This window comes from Pseudomonas sp. MWU12-3103b, assembly GCF_023100615.1.
GTDB lineage: Bacteria > Pseudomonadota > Gammaproteobacteria > Pseudomonadales > Pseudomonadaceae > Aquipseudomonas > Aquipseudomonas putida_A.
Genome location: NZ_JALMEY010000001.1, coordinates 632,425 through 653,525 on the forward strand (window position 1 = coordinate 632,425; position 21,101 = coordinate 653,525).

At 60.9% G+C, this 21,101-nt stretch carries 14 protein-coding genes and 1 pseudogene; 3 read left to right on the top strand and 12 right to left on the bottom strand.

What is annotated here, in order from left to right:
• Positions 1-158 precede the first annotated feature (158 nt).
• From M0808_RS02945 to betI, 9 genes and pseudogenes are all read right to left on the bottom strand, one after another.
• Entirely contained in the window at positions 159-1,337 is a 1,179-nt protein-coding gene (locus M0808_RS02945) for an NAD(P)/FAD-dependent oxidoreductase (protein WP_115988727.1), read from the bottom strand.
• Between the two features lie 31 nt (positions 1,338-1,368).
• A pseudogene (locus tag M0808_RS28550) lies at positions 1,369-1,467 on the bottom strand (metal ABC transporter ATP-binding protein); the annotation flags it as partial.
• Positions 1,468-1,488: 21 nt separating this feature from the next.
• Entirely contained in the window at positions 1,489-2,874 is a 1,386-nt protein-coding gene (gene dbpA / locus M0808_RS02955; protein ID WP_007962660.1) for an ATP-dependent RNA helicase DbpA, read from the bottom strand.
• A 281-nt stretch (positions 2,875-3,155) separates the two neighbouring features.
• Positions 3,156-4,595: a multidrug transporter subunit MdtD gene (gene mdtD, locus M0808_RS02960; RefSeq protein WP_247839829.1), complete on the bottom strand. Its 1,440-nt coding sequence runs from the start codon at positions 4,593-4,595 to the stop codon at positions 3,156-3,158.
• Between the two features lie 202 nt (positions 4,596-4,797).
• Positions 4,798-6,135, bottom strand: a complete 1,338-nt coding sequence (locus M0808_RS02965) for a TldD/PmbA family protein (RefSeq protein ID WP_247839830.1) — start codon at positions 6,133-6,135, stop codon at positions 4,798-4,800.
• The gene (locus tag M0808_RS02970) at positions 6,135-7,577 is read right to left on the bottom strand and encodes a TldD/PmbA family protein (RefSeq protein WP_139055224.1); all 1,443 of its coding nucleotides are present in this window, start codon (positions 7,575-7,577) and stop codon (positions 6,135-6,137) included. Before M0808_RS02970 ends, M0808_RS02965 begins: the two co-directional genes overlap by 1 nt.
• Positions 7,578-7,848: 271 nt before the next feature.
• Positions 7,849-9,552 (bottom strand): choline dehydrogenase, encoded by a 1,704-nt coding sequence (gene betA / locus M0808_RS02975; RefSeq protein ID WP_047596517.1) that lies wholly within the window; start codon positions 9,550-9,552, stop codon positions 7,849-7,851.
• A gap of 210 nt (positions 9,553-9,762) precedes the next feature.
• Complete coding sequence (gene betB / locus M0808_RS02980; protein WP_027610639.1) at positions 9,763-11,235, bottom strand: betaine-aldehyde dehydrogenase; 1,473 nt, start codon at positions 11,233-11,235, stop codon at positions 9,763-9,765.
• Between the two features lie 89 nt (positions 11,236-11,324).
• A complete protein-coding gene (gene betI, locus M0808_RS02985; protein ID WP_025108530.1) occupies positions 11,325-11,918 on the bottom strand; it encodes a transcriptional regulator BetI in 594 nt (197 codons plus the stop codon).
• A gap of 428 nt (positions 11,919-12,346) precedes the next feature.
• On the opposite strand from betI, the gene betT reads away from it, so the two are divergent.
• Complete coding sequence (betT, locus tag M0808_RS02990; protein ID WP_282188192.1) at positions 12,347-14,344, top strand: choline BCCT transporter BetT; 1,998 nt, start codon at positions 12,347-12,349, stop codon at positions 14,342-14,344.
• Positions 14,345-14,545: 201 nt separating this feature from the next.
• Here betT and choV read toward each other — a convergent pair whose 3' ends face one another.
• From choV to M0808_RS03005, 3 genes are all read right to left on the bottom strand, one after another.
• Positions 14,546-15,724 carry a choline ABC transporter ATP-binding protein gene (gene choV / locus M0808_RS02995; protein ID WP_007962646.1) on the bottom strand — a complete coding sequence of 393 codons (1,179 nt, stop codon included), beginning with the start codon at positions 15,722-15,724 and terminating at the stop codon, positions 14,546-14,548.
• Positions 15,721-16,566 carry a choline ABC transporter permease subunit gene (gene choW, locus M0808_RS03000; protein ID WP_007962645.1) on the bottom strand — a complete coding sequence of 282 codons (846 nt, stop codon included), beginning with the start codon at positions 16,564-16,566 and terminating at the stop codon, positions 15,721-15,723. The genes choV and choW overlap by 4 nt, the downstream gene beginning before the upstream one ends.
• A gap of 66 nt (positions 16,567-16,632) precedes the next feature.
• Positions 16,633-17,580, bottom strand: coding sequence for a choline ABC transporter substrate-binding protein (locus M0808_RS03005; RefSeq protein WP_027610641.1), 948 nt, complete (start codon positions 17,578-17,580; stop codon positions 16,633-16,635).
• Between the two features lie 436 nt (positions 17,581-18,016).
• Here M0808_RS03005 and M0808_RS03010 point away from each other — a divergent pair, with 436 nt between their 5' ends.
• Together M0808_RS03010 and M0808_RS03015 are read left to right on the top strand one after the other, a co-directional pair.
• On the top strand, positions 18,017-19,393 hold the full coding sequence (locus M0808_RS03010) for an L-serine ammonia-lyase (RefSeq protein ID WP_007962642.1): 1,377 nt from the start codon (positions 18,017-18,019) through the stop codon (positions 19,391-19,393).
• Positions 19,394-19,942: 549 nt separating this feature from the next.
• On the top strand, positions 19,943-21,046 hold the full coding sequence (locus M0808_RS03015; RefSeq protein ID WP_007949927.1) for a GlxA family transcriptional regulator: 1,104 nt from the start codon (positions 19,943-19,945) through the stop codon (positions 21,044-21,046).
• Positions 21,047-21,101: the final 55 nt, after the last annotated feature.

Here is a 21,101-nt window from a genome sequence, read left to right on the forward strand (position 1 = left end):
TCACATCTGACAGCAAAAAGTGTTCCTTACTGCATCACACATAACAACTGTGGGAGGGGGCTTGCTCCCGAAAGCGGTGTGTCATTCAACATGTATGTCGACTGATCCAGCGCATTCGCGAGCAAGCCCGCTCCCACAGTTTTTTGATTTGTGTTGGATCAGACGTACTGCGCAGCCGCGTAGCCGGAGGCCCAGGCCCACTGGAAGTTGAAACCGCCCAGATGCCCGGTGACGTCGAGCACTTCGCCGACAAAATACAGCCCCGGGCTTTTCAGCGACTCCATGGTCTTGGACGACACTTCGCGGGTATCGACGCCGCCCAGCGTGACCTCGGCGGTGCGATAGCCTTCGGTACCAGCCGGGACGACTTTCCAGCTGCCGAGCTTGTCGGCGATCTGCGCCAGTTCGGCGTGGGTGTATTGCTTCATCGGTTTGGACACGAACCAGTTGTCCGCCAGCAGATTGGCCATCTTCTTGGTGAAGATCTCACCAAGCAAAGTTTTCAGCTCGCTGTTCGGGCGTTCGGCTACTTGCTGCTGCAGCCATGCCGCGGTGTCGTGATCCGGCAGCAGGTTGATCTCCACGGTGTCGCCCGGCTCCCAGAACGACGAGATCTGCAGAATCGCCGGGCCACTGAGACCACGGTGAGTGAACAGAATGTTCTCGCGAAAGCTCTGGTCGTTGCAGCTGACCAGACAATCCACCGAAGTACCGGACAGCTCGGTGCACAGTTCCTTGAGCTGATCAGTGATGGTGAACGGCACCAGTCCGGCGCGGGTCGGCAGCAGTTCATGGCCGAACTGTTTGGCGACCTGATAACCGAAACCGGTAGCGCCCAGCGTCGGGATCGACAGCCCGCCGGTGGCGATCACCAGCGACTGGCACTGAACCTGGCCGAGGGTGGTGTCGAGCAGGTAACCGCTTTCGACCTTCTCGATGGTCTGGATCGAGGTGTCCAGGTGCAGCTCGACGCCGACCTGATCGCACTCGTCGAGCAGCATGCCGAGGATGTCGCTGGATTTGTTATCGCAGAACAACTGGCCGAGTTTCTTCTCGTGGTAGGGCACGCCGTGCTTGGCGACCATGCCGATGAAGTCCCACTGGGTGTAGCGTGCCAGAGCCGATTTGCAGAAATGCGGGTTACCCGAGAGGAAATTGCCCGGCTCGGTGTACATGTTGGTGAAATTGCAGCGGCCACCACCGGACATCAGGATTTTCTTGCCGGCCTTGTTCGCATGGTCGAGCAGCAACACCTGACGCCCGCGCCCGGCGGCGGTCAGTGCACACATCAACCCTGCGGCGCCAGCGCCAATGATCACGACTTCGGTAGAGCGCAAAACGGTGTCCTCACGTTGTTCACCACAAAACTAACTGTGGGAGCGAGCTTGCTCGCGAAAGCGGTGTGTCATTCAACATATGTGTCGACTGACAGATTGCATTCGCGAGCAAGCTCGCTCCCACAGGGATCTACTTTGGATGGTAGACCGTTTACAAAACCCGCACGCGCAGCGAACGGCCCTTGATCTTGCCGTTGTTCAAGCGCTGCAGCGCCTGCATGACCACGGTGCGTTCAACGGCGACATACGACTGGAAGTCGAAGATCGCGATCTTGCCGACCTGGGCGCCGGGGATGCCGGCGTCGCCAGTCAGTGCGCCGAGGATGTCGCCCGGACGCACCTTGTCTTTACGCCCGCCGGCGATGCACAGGGTGCTCATCGGTGGCTGCAGCGGGGCGCCGCCCTGGGACTTGAGGTTATCGACCTGATCCCAGTTCAGCGGAGCTTTCTGCAGCTGTTCGATGGCTTGCGCGCGATGCGCTTCGGACGGCGCAACGAGGCTGACCGCAATGCCTTTCTCGCCGGCACGACCGGTACGGCCGACGCGGTGAATGTGAATTTCCGAGTCGCGGGCCAGTTCGACGTTGATCACCATGTCCAGCGCGTCGATGTCCAGACCACGGGCGGCGACGTCGGTGGCGACCAGGACCGACGTACTGCGGTTGGCGAACATCGCCAGCACCTGATCGCGATCACGCTGTTCCAGATCGCCGTGCAGGCCGACGGCGGAAATGCCTTTGGAGGTCAGGTGGTCAACGGTTTCCTGCACTTGCTGCTTGGTGAAGCAGAACGCCACGCAGGAAGCCGGGCGGAAGTGGTGCAGGACTTTGGTCACTGCGCTCATGCGCTCTTCCGGGGAAATCTCGTAGAAACGCTGCTCGATCTGCGTGTCGTCGTGGAACGCCTCGGCTTTCACCGTTTGCGGATCGCGCATGAATTTCGACGCCAGTTGCTTGATGCCCACCGGGTACGTGGCGGAGAACAGCAGGGTCTGACGGCGTGCCGGAGTCTTTTCGATGATGTCTTCGATGGCGTCGTAGAAGCCCATGTCGAGCATGCGGTCGGCTTCGTCGAGGATCAGCGTGTTCAGGCCGTCGAGCACCAGCGAACCCTTGCGCAGGTGTTGCTGGATACGCCCCGGGGTGCCGACGATGATGTGCGCGCCGTGCTCCAGCGAAGCGATCTGCGGGCCGAACGACACGCCGCCGCACAGGGTCAGGACCTTGATGTTGTCTTCGGCGCGGGCCAGACGCCGGACTTCCTTGGCGACCTGGTCGGCCAGCTCACGGGTCGGGCAGATCACCAGCGCCTGGCAACCGAAGTAGCGCGGGTTGATCGGGTTGAGCAGGCCGATGCCGAACGCGGCGGTCTTGCCGCTGCCGGTCTTGGCCTGGGCGATCAGGTCCATCCCCTTGAGGATCACCGGCAAGCTCTGCGCCTGGATCGGCGTCATCTGGGCATAACCGAGGGATTCGAGGTTAGCCAGCATGGCGGCGGACAGCGGCAGAGTATTAAAAGCGGTGGCGATGGTGGTCACGGGACTGGCCTGCAAAACAAAATGTCGCGCAGTGTAGCAGCCCCGTGCCACTTTCCTCGAAAGTTCTGGACGAACAGTGCCTGAATTCATTCGCCCAAGCTTTTCTTGAATGAAGATAAACCTGTGGCGAGGGGATTTATCCCCGATGGGGTGCGTAGCACCCCCTGAAAAGGTTGAATGCGATCAGCCTGATGTACTGAGGTGGCAGATTTTGGGGCTGCTGCGCAGCCATCGGGGATAAATCCCCTCACTACAAAAGCCTCCACCAGACATGACACTGTTCAGTGTTCGATGTGCTCATCGGGATGTTCATCCGGGCGTTTGACCCGGCGACCGTCCTCTTTCGACAGTTGCGAGAAGATCGTCGCTGCCAGCATCGCCATGACTCCGACCGTGACAAACGTCAGCTGGAACGCGCCCAGTACGGTCTCGACGCCGTCGTTGCCGATCTCCGCCGTAAACCCGCCGAGCAACGCACCGGCACAGGCCACGCCCAGACTCAGCGACAATTGCGCCACCACCGACAGCAAGCTGTTGCCGCTGCTGGCGCTGGCGTCGTCGAGGTCGATCAGGGTTACGGTGTTCATCGCGGTGAATTGCAGCGAGTTGATCGCGCCGAGAACCGCCAGCAGGCACAACAGCAGCCAGTACGGCGTCTGCTCGCTGACCAGGCCCATGCTCGCCAGCATGATCCCCAGCGCCAGAGTGTTGCCGGTGAGCACAATGCGATAGCCGAGGCGTTCGATCAGCGGCCGCGCCATCCACTTGGCAAACATCGCCGCTGCAGCCAGCGGCAGCATGCTCATCCCGGCTTGCGATGGCGAATAACCCAGCGCCACCTGCAGCAGCAACGGCACCAGAAACGGCAGGGCGCCGCTGCCCAGACGGGCGAACAGGTTGCCGATAATTCCGACCGCGAAAGTCCGCGTCTTAAACAGTGAAGGGGCGAACAGCGGATTTTCGACGCGCCCGGCGCGCAGCCAGTACGCCGCCAGACAGGCCAGACCGCCGAACAGCAGCAACATCACCCGCAGATGCGGCAAGTGCAATTCGCCCAGACCTTCCATGGCGATGGTGATCAGGATCATCGCCGCGCCAAACAGCAGGAAACCGAGGCTGTCGAAGCGCGTGCGCTCGCTGCCGCGCAGGTCGGGAATGAACTTCCACACCGCGTAGCAGCCGAGAACACCGACCGGCAGGTTGATCAGAAAGATCCAGTGCCACGTCAGGTATTGCACCATCCAGCCGCCCATGGTCGGGCCGATCAGCGGGCCGAGCAGGCCGGGAATGGTGATGAAGCCCATGATCCGCACCAGTTCCGAGCGCGGATAGGCGCGCAGCACCACCAGTCGTCCGACCGGCAGCATCAACGCACCGCCCAGACCCTGGATCACCCGCGCGCCGACTAGCATGCTCAGGCTGCTGGACAAGGCGCAGAGCAGCGAGCCGAAACTGAACAGCAGGATCGCGCCGAAGAAAATCTTCTTGGTGCCGAAGCGATCGGCGATCCAGCCCGAGGCCGGAATCAGCAAGGCCACGGTGAGCATGTAGGCGATGACCACACCTTGCATGCGCAACGGGTCTTCGGCCAGATCCCGGGCCATGGCCGGCAGGGCGGTGTTGAGGATGGTCCCGTCGAGGGACTGCATGAAGAACGCAATGGCGACGACCCACGGCAACCAGCGGGCGGTGATGGCGTCGAGAGGCGGGCGTGTGGGCATGGAACCTCTTGTGGGTGGTTAATCCAAATGGCTTGTTGTGCATGAAACTCTGTGGTGAGGGGATTTATCCCCGATGGACTGCGCAGCAGTCCCCTGCATTTGATTTTAAAAGCGGGGCCGCTACGCGACCCATCGGGGATAAATCCCCTCGCCACAGGGTTCACTCCAGTACTTGATCCCAAGGTGTGCTGGAGGTTTGCGTTTACAGGGTCAAGGTCAGTCGGCTCACCAGCGCCCCCGGCAACAAAGCCGACGAGGTATTGCGCTGGCTATACGTGCTCGCCGACAGCAGCAACTCACGCTCGGCGGTCAATGCTTCCAGCTGCGAACCCAGCAGACTGTAGGCGCTGTCGTCGAAGCGCATGGTGCTGACCGGCGCCTGAATCTCGCCGTTCTCGACCCAGAAAGTTGCGAAGCGGGTCATGCCGGTCAGGCGCGCCGCCGGTTGATCCGAGTAGTTCAGGTACCAGAGGTTGCTGATGTACAGCCCGGTGCCCAACTGCTTGAGGATCTCTGCCTGTGACAGATCACCGGCGGCCATGTTCAGTGCACTTGGCATTTCACCGCCGCCGGCGCCGTTGGCGGTCAGGCCGTATTCGGCGGCACTGCGCGAACCGACCAGTTGATCACCGGCCTTGCCTTCGACGATCAGCCGCAGATCGCTGCGCGGATAACCCTCCCCGGAGAACGCCGGGCTCAACGAACCGCTGACTTGCTCATCCAGCGAGACCAGCGGACTGAACGTCTGATCGCCAACATACAGCTTCTGCAGCGGGCTGCTTTTGCTGGCAATCGACTGCGCGGAGAAACCGCCCCAGCTGAGCATGCCCATGATTTCTTCCAGCGCGGCCGGCGCCAGGTACGCGCGGTATTGCCCCGGTGCCAGAGTGCGCAACGGTCGACCGAGGAACGCCAGTTGCTCGCGGGCCTGCTGGAAACGTCGGGTGAAGCCTTCGCTGCTCCACTCGTGCCCGGCGTAGCTGGCTTTCACCGCTTCGCCATTGTCGTGGAACAGGCTGAAGTCGAAGTTGAAGCTGTTGGCCTGATGCCAGCCAAACGCCCCGGAGGAGCTGGCGAAACCACGGCTGATCGGGCCGGCAGCATAGAAGCCGACCAGATCCAGACCTTCAGCAGCGGTGCAGATTTCCTCGACCACCTGCTCGGTGTCCGGCAGCGGATGTTCCTGCACGTTGTTGCTCTGCCAGCCGTTGTGGTTGAGCAGCAGGTACGGATCCTGTGGCAACAGCGGCAGGGTTTCGCGCAGTTGTTGCAGGCCTTCGGCGAGGCGTTGCAGATCGGCTTCCTGATCACCGGACAGGGTGATGTGCAGGTCGGCGTGACGCCCGTCGTTGATCAGCTTCAGCCCGACGTCGGCTTGCTGCACCTGGCCGGCCTGACGCACCTTGGCGTGATTGAAACGCACGAACGCCGAGGATTCGGCGGCGTAACTGAGGGTGAATTGTTCCGGCTCGCGCACACTGTCGCGCAGCCAATTGACCATGACCTTGAAGGCGTCGGACTGACTCTTCGAAATGCTCATCAGGCGTCTCCCCCAAACACATCAACGTTGCTGAATACGCAGGCCGGTGAAGCGTGGCCGACGCGGATCACCTGGTTCGGCTCGCCCTTGCCGCAGTTTGGCGTGCCCAGCACCATTCGGGTGCCGGCATTGCCGACCGCGCGCAGACTCTTCCAGAAGTGCGCGGAAATGCCCCGGTAGTTCGGATTTTTCACCACACCCTTGAGTTCACCGTTCTCGATCAACTGACCCCACTCGCAACCAAACTGGAATTTGTTGCGCGCATCGTCAATCGACCACGAACGGTTGGTGCTCATCAGAATGCCGTGCTCGATGCCGCTGATCAGTTGCGTCAGCGACTGATCGCCCGGCTCGATGTTGAGGTTGGCCATGCGGTCGATCGGCGGCCGGTTCCAGCCGCAGGCGCGGCTGTTGGCAACCCCGTCGAGACCGGCGCGGAACTGCGAAAGCGCGCCACCCAGTGGCCGCAACAGCAAGCCTTCGCGAATCAGGAATTGTTTGCTGGCCTTGGTCCCGTCGTCATCGTGGCCGTAGCTGGCCAGCTCTTCGGGAATGTCCGGATCGAAGGTCACGTTGAGCAGCTTCGAGCCATATTGCAGGCTGCCGAAGTCGCTGGTTTTGACGAAGCTGGTGCCGGCGTAGTTGCGCTCGTCACCGAGAATCCGGTCCAGCTCCAGCGGGTGCCCGATGGACTCGTGAATCTGCAGCATCATCTGGTCAGGCATCAGCAACAGATCGCGCGGCCCTTGCGGGGTGTTCGGCGCGAGCAGCAGTTGCAGGGCCTGATCGGCCACCTTCGGGCCGGCGCCGACCAGGCCGCAACGGCTGATCACGTCGGCGCCACCCTGCTGGCCGAAGTTCTCGCGGCCGAGGGAACGGGTCTGGCTGTCGTTGCCGTCGTAGGCGGTGACGTCGAGGCTTGGATAGACGAAGCGCTGGGCCTGGCGCAATTCGGCGCCGGCGCTGCTCAGGTAGATCTGCTCGACGTGGGTGATGCCGATGCTCGCTTCCCAATTCACCAGGCGCTCATCCTTTGGTACCGAGGCGGATTCCGCGCCGAGCAGCTCGAAGCATTCGCTCAGGGACGGGAAGGGTTGCTCGAGATTGGGCGAAAAGTAATCAGCGCGGTCGCTCGATACAGGCTGTTCGCGCAGGTCGAGCAAGGCGTGCGGCTTCAGTCGCCGGGCCTGCTGTTCGGCGCGCTCAAGGGCGGCTTGCAGGCCTTGCTGCGACAGGTCGTTGGTCGCCGCGTAAGCCTCGACGCCGTTGACCCGCACAGTGAGCATCGCGCCTTCGTCGCGGCTCAGGCTTGGCGGCTCGGCGACGTTCTTACGCACCGACAGGTACTGGCCGGACTCGCGTACATACCGCAGGGAAAAAAACTCGGCGCCCGTGCGCAAGGCAGCGAAGCGCTGCTTGAGCTGGGGGTGAAAATCGAACATTCGGGAACCTCCTTGTTATGGAGTTGCGGGGTGAAGCGATTCGGCGGGGAGGGGTGAAACGATTGCGCGAGGTCTAGAGTAGGCCTGCGTGGGGGTAGGATCAAGTGAAGAGGGGGTGTAGGAGGGTTTACTGTGCAGCAGGGGAATTTGTGCTGAATGTGAGGGCCCCTTCGCGAGCAAGCTCGCTCCCACCTTTGAAATGCATTCCAATGTGGGAGCGAGCTTGTCTCCGGGCGGCGTTCCGACGAAGGTAGCGCCTCGGTATTACGTCTTACTGAGCAACAGGCGTGATATCACGCATCGGCTTGCCCTTCACCGGCGCACCGCCAGCCACGTAGTAGGCAGCATTGCTACGCGGCAGTGGCTTGCGGCCACGGATCTTGTCGGCGATTTTCTCGGCGATCATGATCGTCGGCGCGTTCAGGTTACCGGTGGTGATGATCGGCATGATCGAAGCATCGACCACACGCAGGCTCTGCATGCCGTGCACGCGACCTTCGCCATCTACTACGGCCATCTCGTCGGTGCCCATCTTGCACGAGCAGGACGGGTGGAACGCGGTTTCGGCGTGCTCGCGGATGAACTTGTCCAGCTGCTCATCGGTTTGCACGTCGATGCCCGGGCTGATTTCGCGGCCACGGAAGGCGTCCAGCGCAGGCTGTTGCATGATTTCGCGGGTCAGGCGGATGCCGTCACGGAATTCCTGCCAGTCCTGCTCGGTGGCCATGTAGTTGAACAGGATGCTCGGGTGCTGACGCGGATCCTTGGACTTCAACTGGATGCGGCCACGACTCGGCGAACGCATGGAACCCATGTGTGCCTGGAAGCCGTGCTCTTTCACACCGTTGCTGCCGTTGTAGTTAATCGCTACCGGCAGGAAGTGGTACTGGATGTTCGGCCACTCGAATTCCGGACGCGAACGGATGAAACCGCCAGCTTCGAACTGGTTGCTGGCGCCGATGCCGGTGCCGTTGAACAGCCACTCGGCACCGATGGCCGGCTGGTTGTACCAGAGCAGCGACGGGTACAGGGAGACCGGTTGGGTGCAAGCGTATTGCAGGTACAACTCAAGGTGATCCTGCAGGTTTTCACCGACGCCCGGCAGGTCATGCACCACCGGGATGTCGAGGCTTTCCAGCAGTTTTGCCGGGCCGACACCGGAGCGCTGCAGAATCTGCGGCGAAGCGATGGCGCCGGAGCACAGCAGGACTTCCTTGCGCGCTTTGGCTTCAACGCGCTCTTCCGCCGAACCGACCAGGTAACGCACGCCGACCGCACGCTTGCCTTCGAACAGAATCTTGTCGGTCAGGGCGTGGGTGACGATGGTCAGGGTCGAGCGCTTTTTGGCGACGTCGAGGTAGCCGCGGGCGGTGGATGCGCGACGGCCGTTCGGCGTCACGGTGCGGTCCATCGGGCCGAAGCCTTCCTGCTGGTAGCCGTTCAAATCTTCGGTGCGCGGGTAACCGGCCTGCACGCCGGCTTCAACCATGGCGTGGAACAGCGGGTTGTTGCCCGCCTTCGGCGTGGTCACGCTGACCGGGCCGTCGCCACCGTGGTAGTCGTTCGGGCCGATATCGCGGGTTTCCGCTTTACGGAAGTACGGCAGGCAGTCGAGGTACGACCAGTCTTCCAGACCTGGCAGCTTCGCCCAGCCGTCGTAGTCCATCGCGTTGCCACGGATGTAGCACATGCCGTTGATCAGCGAGGAGCCGCCAAGGCCTTTGCCGCGACCGCACTCCATCCGGCGGCCGTCCATGTGTGGCTCCGGATCGGTTTCGTACGCCCAGTTGTAGCGACGACCTTGCAGCGGGAATGCCAGTGCAGCCGGCATTTGCGTGCGGAAGTCGAAACGGTAGTCCGGGCCGCCTGCTTCGAGCAGCAGCACGGTGACGCCTTCGTCTTCAGTCAGACGGGTCGCCAGGGTGTTACCGGCCGAGCCGGCACCGATGATGATGTAATCGAATTCTTGGGACATTGAATGCACCCTCTTTAGATGTGGTCAGGTCAAGATCGCCGGAACACTGCAAAACCTGTGCTGAGGAGAAAATCCCCTGTGGTGAGGGGATTTATCCCCGACCGGCTGCGCAGCAGTCCTGAAATCAGCGATTGAGATCTATCTGGAGAACAGCAGTGTCTGGAGGGGGGCTGCTTCGCAGCCCATCGGGGATAAATCCCCTCGCCACAATCAGAACACCGAGACGTAATCGCCCAGCTCGACCTGTACCGATTTGATGCGTGTGTAGTTGGTCAGCGAGCTGATGCCGTTTTCACGGCCCACGCCCGACTGCTTGTAACCGCCAACCGGCATCTTCGCGTCGGACTCGCCCCAGGCGTTGATCCAGCAGATACCGGCTTCCAGTTGATGAATCACGCGGTGCGCGCGGTTCAGGTCTTTGGTGACGATACCGGCGGCCAGGCCGAAGTCGGTGTCGTTGGCGCGGCGGATCACTTCTTCTTCGGTCTCGTAGGAGAGGATCGCCATCACCGGGCCAAAGATTTCTTCACGGACGATGGTCATCTCGTCGGTGCAGTCGGTGAACACGGTCGGCGCGACGAAGGCGCCTTTGGCGAATTCGCCGTCGGTCAGACGCTCGCCGCCGCACAGCACGCGGGCACCTTCTTCTTTACCCTTGGCGATGTAACCGAGCACGCTTTCCATGTGGGCGAAGCTGACCAGTGGGCCGAAGTTGGTGTTTTCGTCTTCCGGGTTGCCGATGCGGATGCGCGCGACGCGCTCGACGATCTTGGCTTCGAAAGCGGCTTTCAGGTGGCTCGGTACGAATACGCGAGTACCGTTGGTGCAAACCTGACCGGAGCTGTAGAAGTTGGCCATCATCGCGGTGTCGGCGGCGCGATCGAGGTCGGCGTCGTCGCAGATGATCAGCGGCGACTTGCCGCCCAGTTCCATGGTCACGTCTTTCAGCGACGAAGCCGAAGCGCTGGCCATGACTTTCTTGCCGGTGTCGGTGCCGCCGGTGAAGGAGACTTTCTCGATGCGCGGGTGCTCGGTCAGCCAGGTGCCGACTTCACGGCCGCTGCCGGTCAGTACGTTGAACACGCCGTTTGGCAGGCCGGCTTCGGTATAGATCTCGGCCAGTTTCAGGGTGGTCAGCGAGGTGACTTCGCTTGGCTTGAAGATCATTGCGTTACCGGCGGCCAGGGCCGGTGCGGATTTCCACAGCGCGATCTGGATCGGGTAGTTCCACGCGCCGATACCGGCGACCACGCCCAGTGGCTCGCGACGGGTGTAGACGAAGGAAGTGTCGCGCAGCGGAATCTGCTCGCCTTCGATCGCCGGCACCAGGCCTGCGTAGTATTCCAGCACGTCGGCGCCGGTGACGATGTCGACGTATTTGGTTTCGGAGAAGGCTTTACCGGTGTCCAGGGTTTCCAGAGCAGCCAGCTCATCGTTGCGCTCGCGCAGGATGTCGACGGCGCGACGCAGGATGCGCGAACGCTCCATGGCGGTCATCGCGGCCCAGATTTTCTGGCCCTTTTCAGCGCTGACCACAGCACGCTCGACGTCTTCCTTGGTCGCACGTTGCACTTGGGCGAGGACTTCACCGTTCGCCGGGTTGATGGCTTCGAAAGTGGCATCGCTGCCAGCGTCGGAGTACGCGCCATCGATGTAGAGTTTTTGCAGTTCGAAACGGGCCATAGTGTCCTCGCAAGTGCATTAGTGGTTGGCGTTGACCATCGCGGTGGTGCTGCGATGGCGGTTCAGGGGCCGAGCGTTTTCTGTGTGCTCTAACTCACCTGCTTGGCCAATTGGAAATCCATGTATTCGTAAGCGATCTGTTGCGCCTGCGCGGTGTCGAAAGCGTCTCCCGACAGTGCGCCGCGCAACCACAAGCCGTCGATCAACGCTGCCAGTCCACGCGCGGCGCTGCGCGCATCTTCGAGCGGCAACACACGGCGGAACTCGCAGCACAGGTTGGAATACAGACGGTGATCGTTGATCCGCTGCAACCTGTGCAAAGACGGCTGGTGCATGCTGGTGGCCCAGAAGGCCAGCCAGGTTTTCATTGCCGGGCCATTGACCTGGCTGGCGTCGAAGTTGCCTTCGATGATCACCTGCAGATGCGCCCGTGGGCTGCTGTCTGCCAGCGCCTGCCGGCGCGCGGTGACGTTCTCGCTGAGGACGTTCATCAGATACCGCATCGTGGCGGCAATCAGGCCGTTCTTGTCCTGAAAATAGTGACTGATGATGCCATTCGAGACACCGGCCAAACGGGCGATCAGCGCAATGCTGGCGTCCCCCATACCGACCTGATCGACCGCCTGCAACGTGGCTTCGATCAGTTGTTGGCGGCGGATGGGTTGCATACCGACCTTGGGCATCTTGCACATCTCCTTAGGCCTTCCGAAGGGCGATAAACGCCTATCGGATTGAGGGCCAGTCTATTTTGTTTTGATTGAACGTTCAATCAACAAAGAATAAGATCTGCGACAAATCGTCGCTGCCTACAGATTTTTTCTGCTTGTAAATGGCGATAAAACGACATCCGAAAATGCTTGAAACCTGCGTGGGGCATGGCGCGGTTCGCTGTTCGATGGACGTGTTGAATGGGCAAGACGCTCGGGGCCAGGTTTCGGATGAACGTCCGCACAGCTTTGGCCACGAAAGCGATTCGCAACGCCATTTCGGCAGGTTCGGGCTTTTTTCGGGGTGTCTTTATATCACCCGCCGGTCGGCTGCCAACTAACCGATTGGTCGGGTTCCGTGTTGCCTTGTGTTCTTCTCTCGCACTGCCTGGAGCATTTGTGCCATGAGTTCTGCCTCTCTTATAAAGACCCCGCCCGAGAAGGTGACGGTCAACGGTTGGGTGTTTTACACCTCTACCGCGTTGATTCTGTTGTTGACCGCCATTCTGATCATCGCCCCGCAAGAGGCCGGCAGATTGTTGGGTATCGCCCAGGCCTGGTTGTCGCGCAGCTTCGGCTGGTACTACATGGTGGTGATCGCCGCATACCTGGTGTTTGTGGTGGGCCTGGCGTTTTCCTCCTACGGCAAACTCAAACTGGGCAGCAAGGACGACACTCCGGATTTCAGTTACGGCGCCTGGGCGGGGATGTTGTTCTCGTCGGGTATCGGCATTTCGCTGCTGTACTTCGGCGCCTCCGAGCCGCTGGACCACTACTTCAATCCGCCGGAAGGCGCAGCGGCCACCAACATGGCCGCGCGTCAAGCTGTACAGCTGACCTTCCTGCACTGGGGCCTGCACGGCTGGGCGATCTATGCACTGGTCGGTCTGGCCGTGGCGTACTTTGCCTACCGTCATAACCAGCCGCTGGCCCTGCGTTCGGCGCTGTATCCGCTGGTCGGCGAGCGTTGGGTCAAGGGCGCCGCCGGTCATGCAGTGGACGGTTTCGGCATGTTCGTGACCCTGCTGGGTCTGGTGACCAACCTGGGGATCGGTTCGCTGCAAGTGTCCTCGGGGCTGGAAAACCTGTTCGGCATGGAGCACAGCAACACTAACCTTTTGATCGTGATCATCGTGATGAGCACCGTGGCGACCATCGCTGCCGTGTCCGGTGTGGAAAACGGCATCCGTCGTCTGTCCAACCTGAACATCGTGCTGTTCAGCGGTCTGCTGATTTTTGTCCTGCTGTTCGGCCCGACCCTGCACCTGCTCAACGGCTTCGTGCAGAACATCGGTGACTACCTCAACGGCGTGGTGCTGAAGACCTTCGACCTGTACGTCTATGAAGGCGACAGCGCCAAGTCCGACCGCTGGCTGGGCCTGTGGACCCTGTTCTACTGGGCCTGGTGGATTTCCTGGGCACCATTCGTCGGCATGTTCATCGCGCGTATTTCCCGTGGTCGTACCGTGCGTGAGCTGGTCGCTGGCGTACTGCTGATCCCGTTGGGCTTCACCCTGGCGTGGCTGTCGATCTTCGGTAACTCGGCACTGGATCTGGTGATGAACCAGGGGGCGGTGGAACTCGGCAAGACGGCGCTGGAACAGCCGTCGATGGCGATCTACCAGTTGCTGGAACACTACCCGGCGTCGAAAGTCGTTATCGGTGTGTCGATCTTCGTCGGTTTCGTGCTGTTCCTGACCCCGGCCGACTCCGGCGCGGTGATGATGGCGAATCTGTCCTGCAAGGGCGGCAACGTTGATGAAGATGCGCCGCACTGGCTGCGGATCTTCTGGTCGGTGGTGATCACGCTGGTGACCATCGGTCTGCTGTTCGCCGGTAACTTCGAAGCCATGCAAACCATGGTGGTGCTGGCCGGTCTGCCGTTCTCGGTGGTGCTGGTGTTCTTCATGTTCGGCTTGCACAAGGCGATGCGCCAGGACGTGCAGATCGAACAGGAGCAGGCGCAACTGGCTGAGCGCGGTCGTCGTGGTTTCAGCGAGCGCCTGACGCAGCTGGATCTGCAACCGAGCCAATCGGTGGTGCAGCGTTTCATGGACAAGCAGGTCAGCCCGGCGCTGGAAGACGCTGCCGCACAAATGCGTGCGCAGGGTCTGGAAGTGCAGACGCTGCTGGTCAAATCCAAGCGCTGCATGGGCGTGCGCGTCGAGATGGAAGAGGGCAACCCTTTCGTCTACGAAGTGAGCCTGGACGGCTATCTGGCGACACCGACCGAATCGGCCCAGTCCGATGAAGCGCGCCAGCGTTACTACCGCGCCGAGGTGTATTTGCACAACGGCAGCCAGGACTACGACCTGATGGGCTTCACGCAGGATCAGATCACACGCGATGTGCTCGATCAGTTTGAAAGCCATCGGCAGCTCCTTGGCCGGGTGTATAGCTAAGTTGTAGGTGGTGCGGTGTTTCTGTCTGAAGCACCGTGCCGCATTCTTCGCGAGCAAGCCCGCTCCCACATTGGAATGCATTTCAAATGTGGGAGCGGGCTTGCTCGCGAAGGGGCCATCAGCTCCAACGCTGAACGCCCTGTATTCCGATAAACAAAAACGCCGCGATCCTCTCGCGGCGTTTTTGTGTCTGCGGGGTTCTTACCCCAGGTTCTTGCCCAGCAACGCGTGATACAGCTCGCTGTCGCCAAGAATCCCTACCACATGGTTGTTGTCGTGCAGCACCAGTTTGTTGCCGGTCTGGTAGCGAATCTGCAGCGCGTCGCGCATGCCGATGTTCGAGTCCACCAGGGTCGGCTTGCGCTCCAGCGCTTCCACCGCTTGCCCCGGTGCCCAGTTCTGCAGGTTCAGCACCGAACCGTTCTGCCGCGCACCCTTGATCGTGTTGCCTTCGGCCAGGTCCAGCCACGAATCGCCACCCGGGTCGAGGCACACCGAACCGTTGATGCGTTTGCAGTTGTCCAGCGTGCGCATCAGGCTGCGCCCGCACAGAACGTTGAGCGGATTGGTGTGGGCCACGAAGGTGCGCACATAGTCGTCCGCGGGGTTCAGCACGATCTCTTCCGGCACGCTGTACTGGATGATCCGGCCGTCCTTCATGATCGCGATGCGGCTACCCAGTTTGAGTGCCTCGTCGAGGTCGTGACTGACAAACACGATGGTCTTGCTCAGCTTGCGTTGCAGTTCCAGCAGTTCATCCTGCAGGCCCTGACGGATCAGCGGGTCGAGTGCCGAAAACGGTTCGTCCATCAGCAGAATGTCGGCGTCCATCGCCAGTGCCCGGGCCAGGCCGACACGCTGCTGCATGCCGCCGGAGAGTTCATCGGGCTTTTTGTTGCGCCATTGAGTCAGGCCGACCAGTTCGAGCTTGTCGTCGACCAGCTTGCGCCGTTCCTTTTCCGGTCGGCCCTGCATTTCCAGACCGAAACTGATGTTCTCGCGCACCGTCAGCCACGGCATCAGGGCGAACTTCTGGAACACCATGGCGATGCGTTTGGTGCGCATCATTTTCAGTTCGGCCGGGGTGCAGGAAGCGATGTCGATCTGCTTGCCTTCGTGTTCGACGAACAGCTTGCCGCGACTCACGGTGTTGAGGCCGTTGATGCAGCGCAGCAGGCTCGACTTGCCGGAGCCGGACAGGCCCATCAGTACGCAGATCTCGCCCTTGTTGATGTCCAGACTGGCCTTTTCCACGCCGACGATCTGCCCGGTCTTTTTCAGGATCTCGCTGCGGGTCAAACCTTGATCGAGAAGTTTCAGTGCTTCGCGCGGATCCTTGGTGAAGATCACGTCAACGTTATCGAAGCGAATTATGCTCATGCGTCACCCCCTACTTTGGCGTCGGGTTGTTTGCAGATACGGTCGAGCATGATCGCCAGCAGTACGATCGCCAGGCCCGCTTCGAAGCCCAGGGCGATATCAGCAGTGTTCAGTGCGTTGACCACCGGTTTGCCGAGTCCGTCGGCGCCTACCAGTGCCGCGATCACCACCATCGACAGCGACAGCATGATGCACTGGGTGATGCCGGCAGCGATGCTCGGCATGGCGTGAGGCAGTTCGATCCGTGAGAGCAATTGGCGACGCGAGCAGCCGAAGGCCTTGCCGGCGTCCATCAGTTCTTGCGGGACATCGCGGATGCCCAGGTAGGTCAGGCGGATCGGTGCAGCGATGGCGAACACCACCGTGGAGATCAGGCCCGGCACCACACCCAGCCCGAAGAGGGTCAGGGTAGGAATGAGGTAAACGAAGGTCGGTACGGTCTGCATCAGATCGAGTACCGGACGCATTAAAGTGTAGAACATCGGCTTGTGCGCAGCGACGATGCCCAGCGGTACGCCGATGACCACGCAGACCAGGGTCGCGAACATGACCTGGGCGAGGGTTTCCATGGTTTCCTGCCAGTACCCCAGGTTGAGGATCAGCAGGAACGAGGCAATCACAAAAACAGTCAGCCCCCATTTGCGCTGGATGAAATGCGCGAGCAGGGCGATGAGGCCGATCAAGACGAAGGGATTGAACCAGGTCAGCGCAAACGTCACGCCGTGGATCATCGTTTCCAGTGTCACGGCGATTGCGTCGAAGGTGCTGGCGCCGTGTTGCGTCAACCATTCAACGAAGCCCGCGATGTACTGGCCTAAAGGGATTTTCTGATCAATCAGCATGGTAGTGAACGTCCGCATGCAAGGAATAAACAGCCCGGGCGAGCGAACTCGCCCGGCGTAAGGCAATTACTGTGCGAGCTTGGCTTTCACGGCCTCCAGGCCTGGTTTACCGTCAATGGTGGTCACGCCAGCGAGCCAGGTATCGAGCACCTGAGGGTTCTTTTTCAGCCAGGCCTTGGCGGCCGCTTCAGGCTTCATCTTGTCGTCGAGGATGTTGCCCATCAGGGTACTTTCCATGTCGACGGTGAACTCCAGGTTTTTCAGCAACTGACCGACGTTGCTGCATTCGGTGGTGTAGCCCTTGCGGGTGTTGGTCGCCACGGTGGCAGCACCGAAATCGGGGCCGAAGAAGTCATCGCCGCCGGTCAGGTATTGAATCTTGAAGCGCTTGTTCATCGGGTGCGGCGCCCAGCCGAGGAAGACCACGGCGGTGTCGCGTTTCTGCGCGCGGTCGACCTGCGAGAGCATGCCCGCTTCGGACGATTCGACGACCTTGAAGCCGGCGGTTTTCAAACCGAAAGCGTCCTTGTCGATCATGCTCTGGATCAGGCGGTTGCCGTCGTTGCCAGGCTCGATGCCGTAAATCTTGCCATCGAGCTCTTTCTTGAATTTGGCGATGTCGGCGAAGTCATGCAGACCCTTGTCGTACAGGGCTTGCGGTACGGCGAGGGTGTACTTGGCACCCTTGAGGTTGGTGCGCACCACTTCGACGGTGCCGGCATCGCGGTAGGCCTTGATGTCGTTTTCCATGGTCGGCATCCAGTTACCGAGGAACACATCCATGTTCTTGCCGTCGGCCAGCGACTTGTAGGTCACGGGCACGGAGATCATGGTGGTCTTGGTCTTGTAGCCGAGGGCGTCGAGCACCACCGACGTGGTGGCGGTGGTGGCGGTGATGTCGGTCCAGCCGACATCGGAGAAGTTAACGGTACTGCACTGCGCCGGTTCTGCGGCTTGAGCCAGTAACGGCAGACTCAGCATGGCGGCCAACAACAACGACGGGGAACCTTTCATGGATGGACTCCTTGGTGTTTTTTTTGGCAGTGTTCCGACTGTGGACCACCGCACTTATAGGTTGCGGTTGGATGGCGTTCTGGAGACAGCTCTACCACGGCGCCTTGCAATCGAGTCATAACGATCATGTACCAGTGAAAATCTGACGCCTACAGGGTGGGTCGTATCCAGTACAGGGATGGTCGCATCCAGTGTCAGTGACGTCGTTTACAGCTTTTTTCCGCCCCGTTTGGCCATCTGAACCGCATAAAAACGGCGAAAACACGGGAGGAAACCGGCACGGCGTTGGTGGGCATGAGTGCGTCGGTGTCAGACGCCGAGCGACCTGACAAAAGCCTGATGATGCGGGCATTCCGGCGGATCGCAGCTTGAGCGTAGCAGCTCCGCCAGCGGGCGCTTAACGCCCCGGACCGGCATCCTCAGGAGCTCTGCAGCAATGGCTATCAGCGTTTTCGACCTGTTCAAAATCGGCATCGGCCCGTCCAGTTCCCACACCGTCGGCCCGATGCGCGCCGCCGCCCTGTTTGTCGAAGCGCTGCGCGACCGGCACCTGCTGGAGCAGGTACGGCGTATAGAAGTGCAACTGTTCGGCTCACTGTCGGCTACCGGTATCGGCCACGGCAGCGACAACGCAGTGATCATGGGCCTGATGGGCGAATGGCCGGACGCAATCGACCCGTCGCAGATCGGCCCGCGCATTCAGGCGCTGCGTGAAACTCACACGCTGTTATTGGATGGTCGTCTGTCGGTGCCGTTTGTCTGGGCTCGCGACATGCGCCTGATCGACGAGAACCTGCCGTTCCATCCCAACGCCATGACTCTGGTTGCCGAAGGCGATCACGGCGAGATTCATCGCGACACCTACTATTCGGTCGGTGGCGGTTTTGTCGTGGATCAGGCGCAGGCATCCAGCGGTGTGGTCGATCTGGATCGCACCGAATTGCCTTATGACTTTTCCAGCGCGGTGGAACTGCTGCAGCTGTGCCAAAAGAACAACCTGCGCGTCGCCGAACTGATGATGGCCAACGAAAAGGTCTGGCGCAGCGAAGAGGAAATCCGTGCCGGGCTGATGAAGCTGTGGCGGGCGATGCAGGATTGCGTCGAGCAGGGCCTCAAGCACGAAGGCATCCTCCCCGGCGGCCTCAATGTGCGTCGCCGTGCAGCCAAGTTGCATCGCAGCCTGCAGGAGTTGAACAAGCCCAACGTGATCGGCTCGACCCTCAGTGCCATGGAGTGGGTCAACCTGTTTGCCCTCGCGGTCAATGAAGAAAACGCGGCGGGTGGGCGCATGGTCACCGCACCGACCAATGGCGCGGCGGGGATCATCCCGGCAGTGCTGCACTACTTTATGAAATTCAGCGAAGCGGTCACCGACGCCAACGTGGTCGACTACTTCCTGGGCGCGGCGGCGGTGGGGATTCTGTGCAAGAAGAACGCCTCGATCTCCGGTGCCGAAGTCGGTTGCCAGGGCGAGGTTGGTTCGGCCTGCGCGATGGCGGCGGCGGGGTTGGCGGAGATCCTCGGTGCCACTCCGGAGCAACTGTGCAACGCGGCGGAAATCGGCCTGGAACATAACCTCGGCCTGACCTGTGATCCGGTCGGCGGCCTGGTGCAGGTGCCGTGCATCGAGCGCAACGCAATTGCCGCTGTGAAGGCGATCAACGCGGCGCAGATGGCCCTGCGCGGCGATGGTCAGCACTTCATCTCGCTGGACCGGGTGATCCGCACCATGCGCGATACCGGCGCGGATATGCATGACAAATACAAAGAGACCTCGCGGGGTGGTTTGGCCGTTAGCGCGGTTGAGTGCTGAGTCAGCAAGACCGAGTTGAATTCTTCGCGAGCAAGCTCGCTCCCACATTGGAACCGGGTGTTCACAAATTCTGTGTTCACTGTAGATCCATTGTGGGAGCGGGCTTGCTCGCGAAGAGGCCAGACCAGTCAAAACTGCTCGCTAACGGAACACACATAACCGCAGGCGCCACCTTTTAGCGCGTCGCAATCAGATAAGAGCTTTTCCCACTCGCAGTGCGCCTTCGCACTCCCTACCGTCCGTCACCCGTGCTTGCGGTGACACTCTGAAACAACTGCGCGCAAGCCCGTTCCCACAAGTGCTACCGATCTGCTCACAGGCAGCGGGGCAGGGCTCTCGGCGCCGCTGATGGCACTTCGAAACACCCTTGGTCCGACGTCTTGAATAGACACGTCGCGACGTCGTTTTCAGGAGTTATTGAACAGCCATTCAATTTTAGGCATGGCAATTGCTCTGTCATAACAAAGCCCGTCTCCCACGCGAGAACGCCGGCAATAACAAGAGCCTCCGCCTGAGGCCATCACCCGCTTTGTGTGAGGAGATACCGCGATGACGTCGTTCAACTCCGGGGCCCAACCCCAGAACCGTGCGCCTCAATCCATCGGCTTTCTGCTGCTGGACAATTTCACGCTGATTTCTCTGGCCTCCGCAGTCGAGCCCCTGCGCATGGCCAACCAATTGTCCGGTCGTGAGCTGTATCGCTGGAGCACCCTGACCGTCGATGGCGGTCAGGTGTGGGCCAGTGACGGTCTGCAAATCACCCCCGATGCCTCCATGCACAAAGCTCCGCCCCTGGACACCGTGATCGTCTGCGGCGGGATCGGCATTCAACGCACCGTGACCCGTGAACACGTCTCGTGGCTGCAAAGCCAGGCGCGTCAGTCCAAGCGTCTGGGCGCGGTGTGCACCGGCAGCTGGGCTTTGGCTTGCGCCGGTCTGCTCGATGGCTTCGATTGCAGCGTGCACTGGGAATGTCTGGCGGCGATGCAGGAAGCATTCCCGCGCGTGGCCATGAGCACGCGCCTGTTCACCCTCGACCGTAACCGTTTCACCAGTTCCGGCGGCACCGCGCCACTGGACATGATGTTGCACCTGATCAGCCGCGATCATGGGCGTGAACTGTCCGCCGCGATCTCGGAAATGTTCGTCTACGAGCGCATCCGCAACGAGCAGGATCACCAGCGCGTGCCGCTCAAGCACATGCTCGGCACCAATCAGCCGAAACTGCAGGAAATCGTCGCGCTGATGGAAGCCAATCTGGAAGAGCCGATCGACCTCGACGAACTGGCGGTGTACGTCGCCGTGTCGCGTCGACAGCTGGAGCGGCTGTTCCAGAAATACCTTCACTGTTCGCCGTCGCGCTACTACTTGAAGCTGCGCCTGATCCGCGCGCGGCAGTTGCTCAAGCAAACGCCGATGTCGATCATCGAAGTCGCGTCGGTGTGTGGTTTCGTCTCGACGCCGCACTTCTCCAAGTGCTACCGCGAATACTTCGGCATTCCGCCGCGTGACGAACGCGTAGGCTCCAACACCACGCAGCAGGTGGCGATGCTGCCGCTGCCGCAGGCCATCGTGATGTCGCCGCTGTCGGGACCGATGTCGGCGTTGAGTCAGGCGCGTAATGAGTCGACGTTTGCCAGCGTAAGGCTGTAGACCGGAAAGTTTTTGTGGCGAGGGAGCTTGCTCCCGCTCGGGCGCGAAGCGCTCG

Bases quoted from the DNA above. Each gene is read 5' to 3' on its own strand.
- mdtD (WP_247839829.1), bottom strand. From the start codon at position 4,595: ATGCCCACACGCCCGCCTCTCGACGCCATCACCGCCCGCTGGTTGCCG.
- M0808_RS02965 (WP_247839830.1), bottom strand. From the start codon at position 6,135: ATGAGCATTTCGAAGAGTCAGTCCGACGCCTTCAAGGTCATGGTCAAT.
- M0808_RS02970 (WP_139055224.1), bottom strand. From the start codon at position 7,577: ATGTTCGATTTTCACCCCCAGCTCAAGCAGCGCTTCGCTGCCTTGCGC.
- betA (WP_047596517.1), bottom strand. From the start codon at position 9,552: ATGTCCCAAGAATTCGATTACATCATCATCGGTGCCGGCTCGGCCGGT.
- betB (WP_027610639.1), bottom strand. From the start codon at position 11,235: ATGGCCCGTTTCGAACTGCAAAAACTCTACATCGATGGCGCGTACTCC.
- betI (WP_025108530.1), bottom strand. From the start codon at position 11,918: ATGCCCAAGGTCGGTATGCAACCCATCCGCCGCCAACAACTGATCGAA.
- betT (WP_282188192.1), top strand. From the start codon at position 12,347: ATGAGTTCTGCCTCTCTTATAAAGACCCCGCCCGAGAAGGTGACGGTC.
- choV (WP_007962646.1), bottom strand. From the start codon at position 15,724: ATGAGCATAATTCGCTTCGATAACGTTGACGTGATCTTCACCAAGGAT.
- choW (WP_007962645.1), bottom strand. From the start codon at position 16,566: ATGCTGATTGATCAGAAAATCCCTTTAGGCCAGTACATCGCGGGCTTC.
- M0808_RS03005 (WP_027610641.1), bottom strand. From the start codon at position 17,580: ATGAAAGGTTCCCCGTCGTTGTTGTTGGCCGCCATGCTGAGTCTGCCG.
- M0808_RS03010 (WP_007962642.1), top strand. From the start codon at position 18,017: ATGGCTATCAGCGTTTTCGACCTGTTCAAAATCGGCATCGGCCCGTCC.
- M0808_RS03015 (WP_007949927.1), top strand. From the start codon at position 19,943: ATGACGTCGTTCAACTCCGGGGCCCAACCCCAGAACCGTGCGCCTCAA.